Below are 15,417 nucleotides of genomic sequence, written 5' to 3'. Positions count from 1 at the left end.
AAGCTCGGAGTCGTACGGGGGACGGCGCGGGAAGCCGGGTCGAGGTCCCGCGCCGGTGCTTCACGGGCCTGCTCACCAGGGCTTGCCGTAACCCGTGGTCAGCTTCTCGCCGGCGTGGCGCCACTTGGGCTCCTTGTCCAACGTGTCGACCGTGACGGACCGCAGCTTGCGGATCAGCGTGCCGTAGGCGGTGCTGGCACCGGTGGAGACGGTGGCACCGGGTGGCTGGTCCATGAACGGCATGAACTTGTCGGGGAACCCCGGCATGGTGCAGCCGATGCAGATGCCGCCGACGTTGGGGCAGCCGCCGAGGCCGTCCATCCAGCCGCGCTTGGGGACGTTGCACTTCACCACCGGGCCCCAGCAGCCCAGTCGCACCAGGCACTGCGGCGAGTCGTAGGCATCGGCGAACTGGCCCTGCTCGTAGTAGCCGGCCCGGTCGCAGCCCTCGTGCACGGTGGCGCCGAACAGCCAGGTGGGGCGCAGCTGTTCGTCCAGCGGGATCATCGGGGCCGACCCGGCGGCCTGGTGCAGCAGGTAGGTCAGCGTCTCGGCGAAGTTGTCGGGCTTGATCGGGCAGCCGGGCACGCAGACGATCGGGATGCCCGCCTTCGACTTCCAGTCCCAGCCCAGGTAGTCGGGCACGCCCATGGCGCCGGTCGGGTTCCCGGCCATCGCGTGGATGCCGCCGTAGGTGGCGCAGGTGCCGATCGCCACCACGGCCAGGGCCTTGGGCGCCAGCCGGTCGAGCCACTCACTGGTGGTGATCGGCTGGCCGGTCGCGGGGTCGTCACCGAACCCGCACCAGTAGCCCTCCTCCTTGATCGACTCATTGGGGATCGACCCCTCGACCACCAGGACGAACGGATCGATCTCACCGCGTTCGCCCTTGAAGAACCATTCGATGAAGGTGTCGGCGCCCTGCACCGGACCGCACTCGTAGTCGATCAGCGGCCAGTGCACCGCGACCTTCGGCAGGCCCGGCAGCGCACTGAGGGCGATCTCCTCGATGCTGGGCTGGGTGGCCGCGGTCAGTGCGACGGAGTCGCCGTCGCAGCTCAGGCCGGCGTTGATCCAGAGGACGTGGATCACCGGCTCCTCGGTGGCGGTCGGCGCCGTGGTCGGGTCGGTCATGGAGTGGCTTCCTCGGGGAGGTGGGAGACGAGTGTGCGGGTGTCCCCACCAGCTTTGGGCACACCGGGCTTCGATGCGTCACCGAACGCAGCCGATCCGGGGACGCCGGCCACCGATGGTGACGAGATCCGCTGCCCGACCGGTGCCGCGCCGCGCGCTTCCTTCCGGACGAAGGCCCGCCGGAGCTGGTGGTAGGACGCGGCCGGATCGAAGAAGATCCGGTGCATCCGATCCAGCTCCGCCGCGCGGTAGGCGGCCAGCGGGCGCACCGACTCGTCGGCTTCGCGGACCGCCTTCTTCGCGGCGATCCGGGCCCGGACGACCGAGTCGGCACCGGCCAGCCGCACCGCGCGCTCCACCACCTCGGCGGCGAAGTCCTGCGGCGCGCACGTCACCAGCTCGTCCGCCAGCCCGAGCCGCTGTGCGCCGGCGGCGCTGACCGGCAGCGCCTGGTCGATCAGCCGGGTCGCCGTGGTCGCACCCACCCGGCGCGGCAGCAGGTACGTCCAGTACTCCGAGCCGTACAGCCCCATCAGCCGGTAGTGCGGGTTGAGCACCGCGCCGTCGCGGCACCAGACCTGGTCGGCCGCCAGCGCCAGCATCACGCCGCCGGCCGCGGCATTGCCGCCCAGTGCCGCCACCACCAGCCGGTCGGTGGTGGTCAGCACGGCTTCCACCAGGTCGTCCATGGCGTTGAGGTTGTCCCAGGACTCCTGCGCCGGGTCGGCGGCGGCCTCGATCACTCCCAGGTGGATCCCGTTGGAGAAGAAGTCGCGCTCACCGCCCAGCACCAGCACCGTGGTCGGCCGGGTGCACGCCTGCCGGTAGGCGGCCAGCAGCCGGCGGCACTGGTCGGTGCTCATCGCGCCGCCGGGGAAGGCGAAGGACAGCACCCCGACCGGGCCGTGCTCGCGGTAGCGGATGTCGCGCCAGCGCCCGTCGGGGGCGTCCGGCGGCACCGGGCAGGCCGGCAGCCCGGCGATCCGGTCGGCCAGCGCCACGGTGGCGGGCAGCTTGACCGAGGGCGGCTCCCCGGGCAGCCGCCGGGCCCGCAGCTCCGGGATCCAGACCGCGCCGTCGCTGGTCGCCCGGCACACCGCGCCCGCCCGGGTGGCCAGCAACTCCCCTGGCGCTCCCCTTAGTTCGTCCTCCGCATGACCGCCGTGCAAGTACCATTCACGACCTGCCAGTTGGTCCAGCACACCTGGCTGGGAGGCGGCGGCGCGCAGCTTGCGCAGCACCACTTCGGTCGGGTCGTGCTGCCAGTCGATCCGACGGCGCGTCTGGTCGAAGTACGGCCGCACCACGGCCGCTTCGGCCCGCTGCACGTGGGGCTCCCAGTCCCCGGCGGCGTAGCGGTCGATGGCCAGCAGCAGGGCCCGCAGCGCCGCGTCCGACACCTCGTTGCGGTACAGGTCGCTCTTGCCGACCGGCGGCACCGGACAGGACGCCCACGCCCAGACGGCACCGGCGTCCATCTCGGCGTTGGCCTGCAGGACCGTCACCCCCCAACCCCACGCGCCTTCCTCGATCGCCCAGTCCAGCGAGGACGGTCCGCGGTCGCCCGGCGGCCCCGGGTGCACGATGAGACAGGTGTGCCGCGACCAGACGTCCGCCGGCAGCGCGCTCTTCAGCATCGGTGCGACCACCAGGTCGGGCCGGTGCCGCGCCACGGCGGCGCGCAGCACGCGATCGCGCAGGGCCGCATCGCCGGCCAGTGTCGCAACCTCCAACTGGTGCCCCCGGTCGGCGAGTTCAGCGAAGGTGCGCTGGGTGAGACTGTTGAACGCCGACGCGACGAGCAGGATTCGCATACCAACCTCCCGGCCGCCCGCAAGGAGGGAGGGCGGGCCCGGCCTGCGCCGATCGTCGTCCGCCCGACCCGCCGAGCCGTGCCGACAGTCCGTCGGCTCACCCGATGGCGCGAGCCCATCCGGCGGAGCGGGCGGCATCGTCCGAAATCCCGTTCGATGAGAACTCCGGTCCTCACTCCGTTGACCAGGGGTGCGGAGCCGCGCGCCCTGGTCGTGATGACCGTCTGCGCCGTGCCGGTGGTCCTGCTGCTCCTGGTGCTGCGGGCGCCGTCGTACCGCTTCCTCCTCCTCGGACCCCGCCGGACCGGCCCCCGCGCAGCACGGCACCCGGCGCATGCCCGGTGGGGCGGCGGGCCCGTGCCCCTCGGACGCGCACCCGGTGCGGCAGGCCCGTGCCCCTCGGACGCGCACCCGGTGCGGCGGGCCCGTGCCCCTCGGGCGGGCGCCCATTGGGCACGGGCCCGTGCCCGGCCGTCGATCAGCCCTGCGCCGCCCAGGGCTCCAGGCTCCAAGCGGGGAAGGAGTAGTCGTCCCACAGCACGCGTTCGTTGTCCTGCGGCGCGTTCCGCAGCCGCTCGGGCACGTCCCAGAGCTTGGTGGTCCGCGCCGCCGGGGTGTAGCTCGGCCAGCCCGGCGAACCGGTCCGCGCGAAGGCAGCCCAGGCATCCATCATGTCCTGGGAGAGCGCGGTGAGTTGACTCCGCTCGGCGGCCAGCGTCGCGGCACCGCGCGGGTAGGCGCCCAGCTCCAGGTTGCCGAGGACGAACGGCACCTCCTCGGTGTGCATGGCGCCGAGGTTCTGGGCCTCGGGCAGCCCCGCGACGTACGGGACGTGCCAGTCGAACCGGTAGACGTGGGTGGGCCGCCAACGGGCCTGTGCCTCGGCCATCCGCAGGGTGGGCACTCGGAAGACCTGGTCGGTGAGCATCGCGTTGACCACCCGGCCCGGGGGCAGGCCCGGCCGGTCGGCCGCGTACACCTGGTACATCTGCTGCTTCCGGTCGGCCAGCACGGCGGGGAAGCTGCGGTAGGCGGACAGCGGCAGGTCCAACACCCGGGGGTCGAAGAGCGCCCAGTAGTCGGTCTCGTTCTCGGTGGTGCCGAGCATCACGTCGACCCGGCGCGCGCTGCCGGCCGCGATCCGGTCCACCACCGGGCCGGGGATCAGCGTGCCGTCGATGTACGGGCCGAAGAAGAGCGCGTCCGCCGGACCCGAGACGCCCTGCTGGGCCTTCTGCTGGAGCTGGAGCAGCTGATCGGTGCTCATCGCCGCCAACTGGGCCACGCCGGTGACGTTTCCGGCGGCCAGCACGTGTGCGGCGGCGTCCTGCGCGTACTGCCGGGTGTGCACCAGGTAGCCCGGCCCGCTCTCCACGACCGCGTGCTGGAACAGCCGCTCGGGGTGGTCGCCGGCCAGCATGGCGGAGATCGAGATCGCCCCCGCCGACTGCCCGAAGACGGTGACCCGCCCCGGATCGCCGCCGAACGCGGCGATCTGCTGCCGCACCCAGGTGAGGGCCGCGACCTCGTCGCGCAGCCCGTTGTTGCCGGAGCCGGCATAGCGGGCGTCAATGCCGCCGAGCTCGGTCCACCCGAGCAACCCGAGCCGGTAGTCGACGCTGACCACGACCGCGTCCCCGCGCGCCGCCAGCGCCGAGCCGTCGAAGTCCGGCTCGTTCGCGGCGCCCAACTCGTCGGCGCCGCCGTGCAGGAACACCATGACCGGCTTGCGGCCGCCGCCGGTGCGCGGCTGCCAGATCTGGGTGTACAGGCAGTCCTCCACGCCGACGCCACTGCCGACGCTCAGGTCCTGCGGACACCCCGGCTTGGCCGTGCTCGCCGCCAGCGTGCCCGGCCAGGGCGAGGGCGGGGCGGGAGGCCGGAACCGCCGGGCGCCGGTGGGCGGCGCCGCGTACGGCACGCCGAGGTAGGCGCAGACCGCACCCCTGGCCACGCCCTGCACCCGCCCGAGACCCGTGCGGGCGAGGCAGGCCCGGGCGCTCGCCGGGCTCGCGAACCCGCCGCCGTCAGCGGCGGCAGCGGGGCTGGCGGCGCCGACCAGGCCGCCCACGAGCAGCGTGACCGCGGCGGCCACCGCTCCCGTCATCCTGCCGATGGCCGTACGGACCATGGCGCACTCCCCCTTCGCATCGGGGACCGGGAGGACCTGACTGGTCCTCAGCTGCCTCCAGCATGCGCGACCGGGAAGCCGGAGGGATCGACCCGGCGGGTGGAGCCGCGAATCTCCACCCCAGGGTGGAGCGACAACGCCGCACGGATGGAGTCGTGCTGACGGACTGTCACCTTGGCTCGTCCGGCTCAGCGCAGCCGGCCGGCCACCTGGCCCAGTGCTTCGGCCAGCACCGTGAGCTGCTCGCGGTCCAGCACATCGATCAGCGCCTCCCGCACGGCCGCCACGTGTCCGGGTGCCGCCTCGCGCAGCACGGCCATCCCCCGGTCGGTGAGGTAGGCGAACACCCCGCGCACATCGCTCGCACAGGACCGCCGACCCACCAGACCCGCCTTCTCCAGCTGGGCGATCTGGTAGGTGAGACCGCTCTTGGAAGTGATCAGGCGGTCGGCCAGCTCGGTCATCCGCATGGCACGCTCGGGGGCGGCCGAGAGGTGCACCAGTACCTCGTACTGCGGGTGCGACAGCCCGGCCTCGTCCTTCAGCTGCTGCTCCAACCGGCGCGCGACCAGGTTGCTCGCCGCCACGAAGCCGCGCCAGGCCGCCATCTCCACCTCGTCCAGCCAGCGGGTCTCTGCCATGGGGGCCACTGTAGTCGGCCGTTCAAATTTGAAGCGAACTGCCGCCTCCCGCTCCGCTCAGGACGATCACCGGCGATTCGTCGACCGTTTTCGTCCAGAATGACTAGCTTTGTCAGCAGTAGAGGAGAGGGAGGAGAGGGCGGACACCATGAGCACCCCAGTCGACCACCAGACCCACGGCTCACACGACCACAAGCACGGCGAGGGCTGCGGCCACACCGCCGTCCCGCACGCCGATCACGTCGACTACGTGCACGACGGCCACCTGCACCGCGTCCACGACGGTCACGTCGACGAGTGCGAGGCACCGGCCCACGTCGAGCACGCCGGCCACGCCCACCGCCACGGCGAGGGCTGCGGCCACACGGCCGTCCCGCACGGCGACCATGTCGACTACGTGCACGACGGGCACCGCCACGCCGCCCACGCGGGCCACTGGGACGACCACTGACCCTGGCCTGACCGCACACCCGACCGCACCGCCGCCGACCCCGGATCCACCCGGACCGGCGGCGGTGCGGTGCGTGCGGGCACCGGTGCGCGCCCGGCGCGGCGCACGTCCGCCGGGACAGCGCCGCCCGCAGCACCGCAGCCCCGCTTCCGTCCCGCTCGCGAGGGGTGCAGCGCCGAGCGGGGCGACGCCTACGCCTGATTGCCCGCCGCCGGTGCCCGGGAGTGCGTGCCACCGCTGCGGCGGTGTCAACCCCCGCACCCCTGCGCAGACCGGAGCCGCGCTACCCTCCGTTGATCCAGCGGCACGGATGAGCGGGGTACGGGGCAATGGGATCGCGGGACGGCGGGGCGGCTGCCGGGCTCAAGTACGCGGCCACGGGGACCCTGGCCACCGGAGTCGGCGGGCTCGGCAGCGCGTTCTGCGTCCAACAGGCGGTCCTGGACGCGGGGCTGGTCGGCGACGAGGCGACGTTCCAGGTGCAGAGGTGCGTCACCTCCAAGGACGGCAGGACCTTCACGACCAGCTGCTGGGGGACGGTCCACGCCGACCGGGGCGACTGGTCGGCCCGGCTCGACGAGATGCCCCGCTCCTACTCGCCCGACCAGAGCGTGCAGGTGCTCTGCCGGGCGCACGACTGCCGCCAACCGGACACCGCCGGCGTGGCCGGGTACCTGATGGGGTTCTGCATCACGCTGGCCGTGCTCTGCGCCGGCCTGCTGTCCCTGCTGACGGCGGCGCGCTGCCGCCTGGGACCGGACTTCGCCCGGATCACCCATCCGGGCCGCGCCGCGCTGGTGGCCAAGGGTCTCACCGTGTTCTGGATCGGTGTGATGCTGCTCTTCTTCGGCTCCGCCGCCGCCCTGCTGGTCGGCGCCCTCTGACCGCGAGACCCTGGCATCAGTGCTGTCGTCACCATCGTTGTTCAAATTCGAACGACAGGGTATGGTCAAGGAGTCGAGGTTCAAATTTGAACTAGATCTGACGTCCGACCCATCCGGCACCGCCCGAGCCCATCCGGCAAGGAGACCGACATGCCCGTTCGCCGCCTGAACCACGCGGTGCTCTACATCCGCGACATCGCGACCTCCGTCGCCTTCTACACCGAGGTGCTCGGCTTCAAGGTCGATGTGGAGATCCCCGGGCGAGCCGCCTTCCTGAGCGCCGAGGAGACCCTCAACGACCACGACCTCGGGCTGTTCGCGATCGGCGCCGGCGCTCCGGGGCCGCAGCCCGGCCGGGTGGGCCTCTACCACCTCGCCTGGGAGGTCGGCACCCTCGGCGAGCTGGCCGAGATCGGTCGCGAGCTGGCCGAGCGCGGCGCGCTGGTCGGCGCCACCGACCACATCGTCTCCAAGTCCTTCTACGCCAAGGACCCGGACGGCAACGAGTTCGAGGTGATGTGGCGGGTGCCGCGCGAGGACTGGCCCACCGGCGACGAGCAGGGCGGCATGCGGGCACTGGACCTGCAAGCCGCGATCGACCGCTGGGGCACCGAACTGGCCACCGGCGCCGCGGCCGGCTCCCCGACCTGAGCAGCCCCGGCCTACTCGGGCCCCGGCCCGCGCCGGCACCCGGGGCACCAGAACGCCACCCGCTGCTGCGGCGCCACACCCTGCACCGGCGTCACTCCACCTTGGCGCCGAGACGCCGTACTGCCAGGTGCCGACTTGAAGCTCGCGCTTGCCGGCCCGGTCGGTCATGCGACCCATTCTGGTCGCGCCGAGCGCCTCGCGCCCGCGCCGCCCCCGGCGGGCCGCGGAACCCGCGTCCGCGGATTCGCTCGCGGTGACTGCCGTACCCATGGCGGCGTGCGCGCAGGGGGACCTCACAGGACCCGGACGGCGGGGTCATCGCTCGGACTGCGCCTCCAACGCGTGCAGGACCTTGTCCAGCGTGATCGGCAGGTCTCGTACGCGCACGCCGCAGGCGTGCCACACCGCGTTCGACACCGCGGCGGCCGTGCCGACGATGCCGATCTCCCCGATGCCCTTGGAGCCCATGGCGTTGGCGTGGGGATCGTGCTCGGGGAGCCAGTGCGCCTCAATCTCGTCAACGTCCGCGTTGGCCGTAATATGATACTCCGCGAAGTCGTGGTTGACGACATGACCGGTGCGGGGATCGAGCACGCTCTTCTCGTGCAGCGCCATCGACAGTCCCATGGTCATCCCGCCGATGAACTGCGACCGCGCCGTGCGCGGGTTGATGATCCGGCCGGTGGCGAACACGCCCAGCAGGCGCGGCACCCGCACCTCGCCCGTGTCCCTGTGGACGTGCGCCTCGGCGAACTGCGCCCCGAAGGCGTGCATCGCGTAGCGGTCGTCGGGCGGGCCGACGGTGCCGGACGCCTCGTCCCCGTCCAGCGGCGCGGTCCCGTATTTGGTGCGGAAGGCGCGCGCGGCCTCGACAACGGCCGAGCCCCACGTCGTCATTCCCGAGGAACCCCCGGCCACCGACGCCATCGGGTAGTCGGTGTCACCGATTCGCACGTCCACGCTATCCACCGGTACGCCGAGCGCGTCCGCGGCGATCTGCGGCAGCGTGGTCCACGTACCGGTTCCGAGGTCGGCGGCACCGATCTCGGCGACGTAGCGGTCCCCTTCCCGCCGGATCGTCGCAGTCGACTTCGGCATGCGGGCGACCGGGTAGGTGGAGGTGGCGACGCCCGTGCCGACCAGCCAATCGCCGCGGCGGCGCGCGCCGGGCCGCGGGTCGCGTTCCGACCAGCCGAACCGCACGGCGCCCTCCCGCAAGCAGCCGACGAGGTTGCGGGTGGAGAACGGCTTGCCCGAGCCGGGTTCGACGCGGGGCTCGTTACGGATCCGCAGTTCGATCGGGTCGATGCCCAGGCACTCGGCCAGCTCGTCCATGGCCACCTCGGGGCCGAACATGCCGGGACACTCGCCGGGGGCGCGCATCCAGGACGGCACCGGGACGTCGAGGGCGGCGAGCCGGTGCGTGGTCCGCCGGTTCGGCGAGGCGTACATCATGCGCGCGGGGACACCGGTCTGCTCGGCGAACTCCTTGATGCGTGACGTCTGTTCGACCACGTCGATCGCGAGTGCGGTGAGCGTGCCGTCCCGGTCGGCACCGAGGCGGCACCGCTGGATGGTCGGCGTGCGGTAGCCGGCGAGGGAGAACATCTGCTGCCGGGTCAGGGCCAGCCGCACGGGCCGGCCGGGGACCGCGCGTGCGGCCAGCGCGGCGAGCACCACGTTGACGTGCGGTTGCCCCTTGGACCCGAACCCTCCTCCGACGTAGGGGCAGACGACCCGGACCCGCGCTTCATCGAGACCGAACACCGACGCCATGGCGGCACGCGTCGCATGGACGCCCTGTGTGGAGTCCCACAGGGTGAGGAAGCCGTCACCCGCCGGGTCCCACAGGGCCGTCGTGGCGTGCGGCTCCATCGGGTTGTTGTGGTACATGGCGGTGGTGTACGTCTCCTCGACGGTCACCTCCGCGGCTGCCATCGCGGCGTCGACGTCGCCCTCGGCGGTGTCAGTGGGAAGGCCCGGGTTCACCGTCTCGGGCGCGTACAGGTCCTCGCGGTCGGCCCGAAGCTCGGCGTCGTGTGCCACCTGCGCGTAGCTGACCCGGACGAGAGCGGCTGCGTGCCGCGCCACCTCGGAGCTGTCGGCAACGACCAGGGCGACGACCTGGCCCCGGAAGGCGACCTCCTCGTCCTGCAGGACCGCCAGCTCCCGGTCCTCGGTGGAAGCCAGGCGCTCCGCGCTGCTGGGGGTGAGCACCGCGACCACGCCGTCGAGTGCCTCGGCGGCGGTTGTGTCCAGTTCCGTGACGCGTCCCCGGGCGATCGTGGCCTGGACGGCGTGCAGGTAGGCGGCGTTCGCCAGCGGCGTCTCGTAGGCGTAGGTGGCGGTGCCCAGGACCTTGGCGGCCCCGTCCCGGCGGGGCAGGTCCCGGCCGACGGCGTCCGGTTCGCTCGGGAACGTCACCGGGCGTCCTCTCCGACCAGGTCGCGCAGGGTGGCGGCAAGGGTGCGGCGCAGCAGGGGGATCTTGAACGCGTTGCCGCCGTCCAGTCCCTCGGCCGGTCGGGCATCGGCGAGTTCCGCGTCCGCGGCGGCCCGGTAGCTCCTGTCCGACGCCGGGGCTCCCCGCAGCGCCTCCTCGGCCCGGTACGCGCGCCACGGCGCGTGCGCGACGCCGCCGAACGCGACGCGCGCGTCCACGATCACGCCATCCGCGACGTCGAGCGCCGCGGCCACGCTGACCAGGGCGAACGCGTACGAGGCGCGGTCGCGCACCTTGCGGTAGGCCGATCGGCGGGCGATGGGCTGCGCCGGCAGGTCGATCGCGGTGATCAGCTCACCGTGTTCGAGCACCGTGTCGCGATCGGGAGCGTCGCCGGGCAGCCGGTGCAGGTCGACGAAGGGGATCGTGCGCTCGCCGTCCGGACCGAGCACCCGCGCCCGCGCCTCGAGCGCGGCCAGGGCGACGGCCATGTCGGACGGGTGGACCGCGATGCAGTGCTCGGACGCGCCGAGGATCGCGTGGTGACGGGTCCAACCCCCGACGACGGAACAGCCCGAGCCCGGCTTCCGCTTGTTGCACGGTGTCGTGACGTCCTGGAAGTAGACGCAGCGGGTCCGTTGCAGCGGGTTGCCGCCGACGGATGCCATGTTGCGCAACTGCCCCGACGCGCCCGACAGCAGCGCCTGCGACAGCACCGGGAACCACTCGCGCACCCGCGGGTCCGCGGCGAGTTCACTGTTGTTGACACCCGCGCCGATCCTGAGGGCACCGCCGCCGAGCTCCTCGACCTCGGCCGGCAGGAGGCCGGCGACGCCGACGACCAGTCCGGGTTCGACGACACCCAGCTTCAGATGGTCCACCAGATTCGTACCGCCGCCCAGGAACACTGCGCCCGGATCCCCGCCGACGATGCGCACGGCGGTCGCAGCGTCGGCGGGGCTGCGGTAGTCGAACGGTTTCACCCCGCCACCTCCGTCTCGGCCGTCCGCTGCGCCGCGGCCGCCCCGGCCGCCTGCTGCACGGCGGTCACGATGTTGACGTAGGCCGCGCAGCGGCACAGATTGCCGCTCATCCGCTCGGCCACCTCGGCGCGGTCCAGTCGCGGCGCGCCCAGGCCCTTGGTGACGGCACTCGGCCAGCCCTTCTCGAACTCGTCGAGTGCCCCGACCGCGGAGACCACCTGCCCCGGGGTGCAGTAGCCGCACTGGAGCGCGTCGCAGTCGATGAAAGCCCTCTGCACCGGATGCAGGTCGCGGCCGGCGTGCCGTCCGTCGGGGGTGGCCGCTTCGGCGGTGAGCCCTTCGGCGGTGACGACCTCGGCGCCGTCCTGGGTGACCGCGAGCGTGAGACAGCTCAATACGCGCCGCCCGCCGGACAGCACCGTGCACGCGCCGCACTGCCCGTGATCGCAGCCCTTCTTGGGGCTCGTCACCCCGAGCCGTTCGCGCAGGGCGTCGAGCAGCGTCATGCGCGTGTCGATGCTCAGCCGACGCGGGATCCCGTCGACCCGTACGGTGATTTCCCTCTTCACCGCACGAGATTTCCCCGCCCCAGCCACGCCCATACTGCGCATGGCGCCGAGTCACACAGCTGGCGGCAGGAAGGCAATGTCACAATGCAAGCCCGGCGGCGGACTGACGACCGCGAACTCATGCTCTATGCCCGCCCTCCTCCCGGGGGCGTCGCTGAGAGAGAAGCTGAAGGCGGCGGCCCCGCCCGGCTCGGGCGGCACCCCGAGCAGCGCCTTCGAGGTGACCGTCCCCGGCCAGCGCGACCGTCCCGCTGTTCACCGTCACCGCGCCGAGGCCGCAGCCGGTGCTCAAGCTGACCCTGGACGCCTCCCTTGCAGGCCGCGGGCCGCGGGTCTTGTCGGCGTGACAGACCTCGTGCCGGAACTAGAGTGGCGCAATGGAATATCGAACGCTCGGCAACAGCGGACTCCTCGTATCCGTCGTCGGACTCGGCTGCAACAACTTCGGCGGACGTCTCGACGCAGCGCAGACGCGCGCGGTGGTCGATGCGGCACTCGACGCCGGGGTGACGCTCTTCGACACCGCCGACATCTACGGCGGCGGGGGCGGCTCCGAGACGCTGCTCGGCCAGGTGCTGAAGGGCCGGCGCGACGAGGTCGTGCTGGCCACCAAGTTCGGCTACCAGGGGGCGGACCTGGGATACGGCTCCGCGGCCGGGGCCAAGGGCGGCCGGGCCTACATCCGGCGCGCGGTCGAGGAGTCGCTGCGGCGCCTGCAGACCGACCACATCGACCTCTACCAGCTGCACACCCCCGACCCGCGCACTCCGATCGCCGAGACGCTCGCCGCGCTCAGCGAGCTGGTACGCGAGGGCAAGGTGCGCTACCTCGGGCACTCCAACTTCGCCGGCTGGCAGATCGCCGAGGCCGCGCACGTCGCCCGGGAGACCGGAGCCGTGCCGTTCGTCTCGGCCCAGAACGAGTGGTCGCTGCTCGAACGCGGCGCGGAGCGGGAGGTGGTGCCCGCGGCGCTGCACTACGGTCTCGGCGTGCTGCCGTTCTACCCGCTCGCCAACGGCATGCTGACCGGCAAGGTGCGCCGTGCCACGGGCGTGCCCGCGGGCTCGCGCCTGGCGTCGCGGCACGAGCGGGTGACCGAGGCCGGCCTCGACGCGGTCGAACGCCTCGCCGCCTGGGGGGAGGAGCACGGCCGGAGCGTCCTCGAGATCGGCGTGGGTGCGCTCGCCGCACGGCCCGGCTGCGGCTCGGTCATCGCGGGGGCAAGCAGTGCCGAGCAGGTGCGCGCCAACGCCGCCGCCGGGCAGTGGGTGCCGACCCCCGACGAACTGGCCGAGATCGACGCGATCCTCGACGCGCGGCCCCCCGCGGTCTGAGCAGGCCCGGGCGTTCCCAGCCGTACGGAGCCAGGAGTCGCTCCTGAGCGGTGTCAGTTGCTCCCTGTACTGTCGATCGCACGGCCATGGCGAGCTCGACACGGGGGACGTGACAAATGATCAGGACCGATCCGGAGACACCCGACCTCTTCATCACGCCGGTCGACGAGGTCTTCATCCGCAACCACCTCGGACCGCACCCGCGGCTGGACCCCGAGACCTGGTCGCTCACCGTCGAGGGTCTGGTGGAGCGGCCCCTGCGGCTGGACTTCCCGACCATCCAGGGCCTGCCGCAGATCCGCTTCACCGCCGTCCACGAATGCTTCGGCAACCCACTGCGCCCCGACGTGCCGACCCGCGCCGTCACCAACCTGGAGTGGGCCGGTGTGCCGCTCACCGCCGTACTGGAGCTCGCGGGCCCGCTTCCGCAGGCCCGGCACGTCTGGCTGGAGGGCGCCGACTCGGGTGACTTCGCAGGGGAGAGCGGCCTGAACTACCTCAAGGACCTGCCCCTCGACCAGGCGAGTGCCGAGGTCGTCCTCGCCCACACCATGAACGGCGAACCGCTGCGCCCCGACCACGGCTACCCGCTGCGGGCGGTGGCGCCCCGGATGTTCGGCACCAACTCGGTCAAGTGGCTGAGCCAGATCGTGCTGGCCGCCGACCGTCCCGACCACCTCTTCACCACGCGCCTCTACACCCGCGTCCTGCCCGGCGAGAGCGAGGCCCGGCCGGTCCGCGAAAAGGACGTCAGCAGCAAGCTGCTCACCCCCGGAGACGGGCGCCCCGTCCCGGCCGGAAAATGCGAACTGGCGGGCTACGCCTGGAGTTCCACCGAGGTGACGTCCGTCGAGATCGCCGTGGATGACGCCGACTGGCAGCCTGCCGTGCTGGACCTGCGTGGCCCGGACCCCGCCTGGCAGCGCTTCCGCCTCCGGTACGACCTCGCGCCGGGACCCCACCGCATCCGCTGCCGGGCCACCGACTCCGCCGGACGCGTCCAGCCGCTGACCGGAGACCGAAACGCCGTTCACGAGGTGCACGTCGTCGCCGAGACAAGCAAGCGACCGACCGAGCGGTGATCGCCGGGCTGGCCTCGGTGACCATCGGGTCCGGGAACCGGCCGGGTGAGGGAAGCCCGCAAGGTGGTCGGTGCGTCGCGCCCACCGCTCGGGACGAACGGGCCCGGGGCCCGTTCGCCGTCTGCCGTCGTGGCGTGACCGCCCCGACAGGTGTGCCGACCACCGCGAGCGGGTCGACCGGCCGTAGAACGCCGCCTGGGACGGCAGCGGCACCGCCCCGGGACGGCTGCGATGACCGGGCGCACCTGGCCGGTCGCCCGCCGCGCCGGCAGCCGGCCAGGGTGGTGGTCCCGGCTCAGAGGTTCAGCGGCCGGAGTCGCCAAGGTGTCGTCCAGCCAGTCGCCGGCCACCGGCGCCGCGGCCGGCTCCCCGACCTGAGCCGCCCCGGGCTACTCGGGCCCCGGCCCGCGCTGGCACCCGGGGCACCAGAACGCCACCCGCTGCTGCGGCGCCACACCCTGCACCGCGGTGCGGATCGCCGCACCGCAACGCCGGCACGGCCGCCCCGCCCGCCCGTAGACCCAGTGGCTGCGGTCTTGCCGCAACTCACCCGTGGTCGGATGCCCCGGGCGCATCCGATTGGCGTAGAGCAGACGCTGCGCCTTGGCGAGCACCCGCTCCGGCGCCGGAAGCTCACCGAACGGCGTCCAGGGCGTGACGCCCGCCATGAAGCACAGCTCATTGGCGTACACGTTGCCGATCCCCGCCAGGTTGCGCTGATCGAGCAACGCCTCCCCGGTCGGGCGCTGCGGCGCGGTGCTCAGCCGACGCAGCGCCTCCTCGGCCGACCAGTCGGGCCCCAGCAGGTCCGGCCCGAGGTGCCCGACCACGTCGGCCTCCGCCCCGGTCGGTAGCAGCTCCACCACCGGCAGCCGGTACCCGACCGCCGTCCGCTCGGCATTGCCCAGCACCGCCCGGATCTGGTGCCCCGGCCCGCCTGTCCACCGCTCCCCGGTCCGATAGACCTGCCACCGGCCGTCCATCCGCAGATGGGTGTGCAGCGTCAGCCCGCCCTCCAGCCGGATGAGCAGATGCTTGCCGCGCGGACACACCTCCAGCACCCGACGCCCCGTCAGTCGCGCGGTGGCATATGCGGGCACGCGCAGGTCGGCGGCGGTCAGCACCCGCCCGCCCAGCGCCTGGTGCAGCTGCGCGGCGGTCCGGAACACGGTGTCACCCTCGGGCATGCCCCCAGCATGCACCCAGCCGGCGCAACCACCGGTGCGCGCCGCCTGTCGCACCGGACCCGGACGAGGTGTTGCCCCTAGGGTCAGCGGCAGTGCCGGGCACCCGCGGCGGCA

13 protein-coding genes are annotated in these 15,417 nt (G+C 72.9%); 5 read left to right on the top strand and 8 right to left on the bottom strand.

Features of this window, described 5'->3' with window-relative positions:
- Nucleotides 1-72 precede the first annotated feature (72 nt).
- The 4 genes from LN042_RS17700 to LN042_RS17685 form a co-directional block, all read right to left on the bottom strand.
- Nucleotides 73-1,134 carry an NADH-quinone oxidoreductase subunit B family protein gene (locus LN042_RS17700; RefSeq protein ID WP_230052203.1) on the bottom strand — a complete coding sequence of 354 codons (1,062 nt, stop codon included), beginning with the start codon at nucleotides 1,132-1,134 and terminating at the stop codon, nucleotides 73-75.
- The gene (locus tag LN042_RS17695; protein WP_230052202.1) at nucleotides 1,131-2,948 is read right to left on the bottom strand and encodes a hydrogenase maturation protein; all 1,818 of its coding nucleotides are present in this window, start codon (nucleotides 2,946-2,948) and stop codon (nucleotides 1,131-1,133) included. The genes LN042_RS17700 and LN042_RS17695 overlap by 4 nt, the downstream gene beginning before the upstream one ends.
- Nucleotides 2,949-3,426: 478 nt before the next feature.
- Nucleotides 3,427-5,079 (bottom strand): carboxylesterase/lipase family protein, encoded by a 1,653-nt coding sequence (locus LN042_RS17690; protein ID WP_230052201.1) that lies wholly within the window; start codon nucleotides 5,077-5,079, stop codon nucleotides 3,427-3,429.
- Between the two features lie 188 nt (nucleotides 5,080-5,267).
- Nucleotides 5,268-5,720 carry a MarR family winged helix-turn-helix transcriptional regulator gene (locus LN042_RS17685; RefSeq protein ID WP_230052200.1) on the bottom strand — a complete coding sequence of 151 codons (453 nt, stop codon included), beginning with the start codon at nucleotides 5,718-5,720 and terminating at the stop codon, nucleotides 5,268-5,270.
- Nucleotides 5,721-5,868: 148 nt separating this feature from the next.
- Here LN042_RS17685 and LN042_RS17680 point away from each other — a divergent pair, with 148 nt between their 5' ends.
- The 3 genes from LN042_RS17680 (at nucleotide 5,869) to LN042_RS17670 (ending at nucleotide 7,706) form a co-directional block, all read left to right on the top strand.
- Nucleotides 5,869-6,171, top strand: a complete 303-nt coding sequence (locus LN042_RS17680; protein WP_230052199.1) for a hypothetical protein — start codon at nucleotides 5,869-5,871, stop codon at nucleotides 6,169-6,171.
- Nucleotides 6,172-6,500: 329 nt separating this feature from the next.
- Nucleotides 6,501-7,055, top strand: a complete 555-nt coding sequence (locus tag LN042_RS17675) for a hypothetical protein (RefSeq protein ID WP_230052198.1) — start codon at nucleotides 6,501-6,503, stop codon at nucleotides 7,053-7,055.
- 150 nt (nucleotides 7,056-7,205) lie between these two features.
- Nucleotides 7,206-7,706, top strand: coding sequence for a VOC family protein (locus tag LN042_RS17670; protein ID WP_230052197.1), 501 nt, complete (start codon nucleotides 7,206-7,208; stop codon nucleotides 7,704-7,706).
- A 315-nt stretch (nucleotides 7,707-8,021) separates the two neighbouring features.
- Here the strand turns inward: LN042_RS17670 and LN042_RS17665 are convergent, their stop codons facing one another.
- Genes LN042_RS17665 through LN042_RS17655 form a run of 3 tightly spaced genes read right to left on the bottom strand, consistent with a single transcriptional unit; the run spans nucleotide 8,022 to nucleotide 11,700 of the window.
- Nucleotides 8,022-10,130, bottom strand: coding sequence for a xanthine dehydrogenase family protein molybdopterin-binding subunit (locus LN042_RS17665; protein WP_230052196.1), 2,109 nt, complete (start codon nucleotides 10,128-10,130; stop codon nucleotides 8,022-8,024).
- Entirely contained in the window at nucleotides 10,127-11,131 is a 1,005-nt protein-coding gene (locus LN042_RS17660; protein ID WP_230052195.1) for an FAD binding domain-containing protein, read from the bottom strand. Before LN042_RS17660 ends, LN042_RS17665 begins: the two co-directional genes overlap by 4 nt.
- Nucleotides 11,128-11,700 (bottom strand): (2Fe-2S)-binding protein, encoded by a 573-nt coding sequence (locus tag LN042_RS17655; RefSeq protein ID WP_230052194.1) that lies wholly within the window; start codon nucleotides 11,698-11,700, stop codon nucleotides 11,128-11,130. Before LN042_RS17655 ends, LN042_RS17660 begins: the two co-directional genes overlap by 4 nt.
- A gap of 377 nt (nucleotides 11,701-12,077) precedes the next feature.
- On the opposite strand from LN042_RS17655, the gene LN042_RS17650 reads away from it, so the two are divergent.
- Both LN042_RS17650 and LN042_RS17645 read left to right on the top strand, forming a co-directional pair.
- On the top strand, nucleotides 12,078-13,034 hold the full coding sequence (locus tag LN042_RS17650) for an aldo/keto reductase (RefSeq protein WP_230052193.1): 957 nt from the start codon (nucleotides 12,078-12,080) through the stop codon (nucleotides 13,032-13,034).
- A 116-nt stretch (nucleotides 13,035-13,150) separates the two neighbouring features.
- Nucleotides 13,151-14,116, top strand: coding sequence for a molybdopterin-dependent oxidoreductase (locus LN042_RS17645; RefSeq protein ID WP_230052192.1), 966 nt, complete (start codon nucleotides 13,151-13,153; stop codon nucleotides 14,114-14,116).
- 389 nt (nucleotides 14,117-14,505) lie between these two features.
- Here the strand turns inward: LN042_RS17645 and LN042_RS17640 are convergent, their stop codons facing one another.
- Nucleotides 14,506-15,303 (bottom strand): DNA-formamidopyrimidine glycosylase family protein, encoded by a 798-nt coding sequence (locus LN042_RS17640; protein WP_230052191.1) that lies wholly within the window; start codon nucleotides 15,301-15,303, stop codon nucleotides 14,506-14,508.
- Nucleotides 15,304-15,417: the final 114 nt, after the last annotated feature.

This window comes from Kitasatospora humi (assembly GCF_020907985.1).
Classification (GTDB): Bacteria; Actinomycetota; Actinomycetes; order Streptomycetales; family Streptomycetaceae; genus Kitasatospora; species Kitasatospora humi.
The sequence above is the reverse complement of the archived record's forward strand: the minus strand, read 5'-3'. Positions and strand labels throughout refer to the sequence as shown.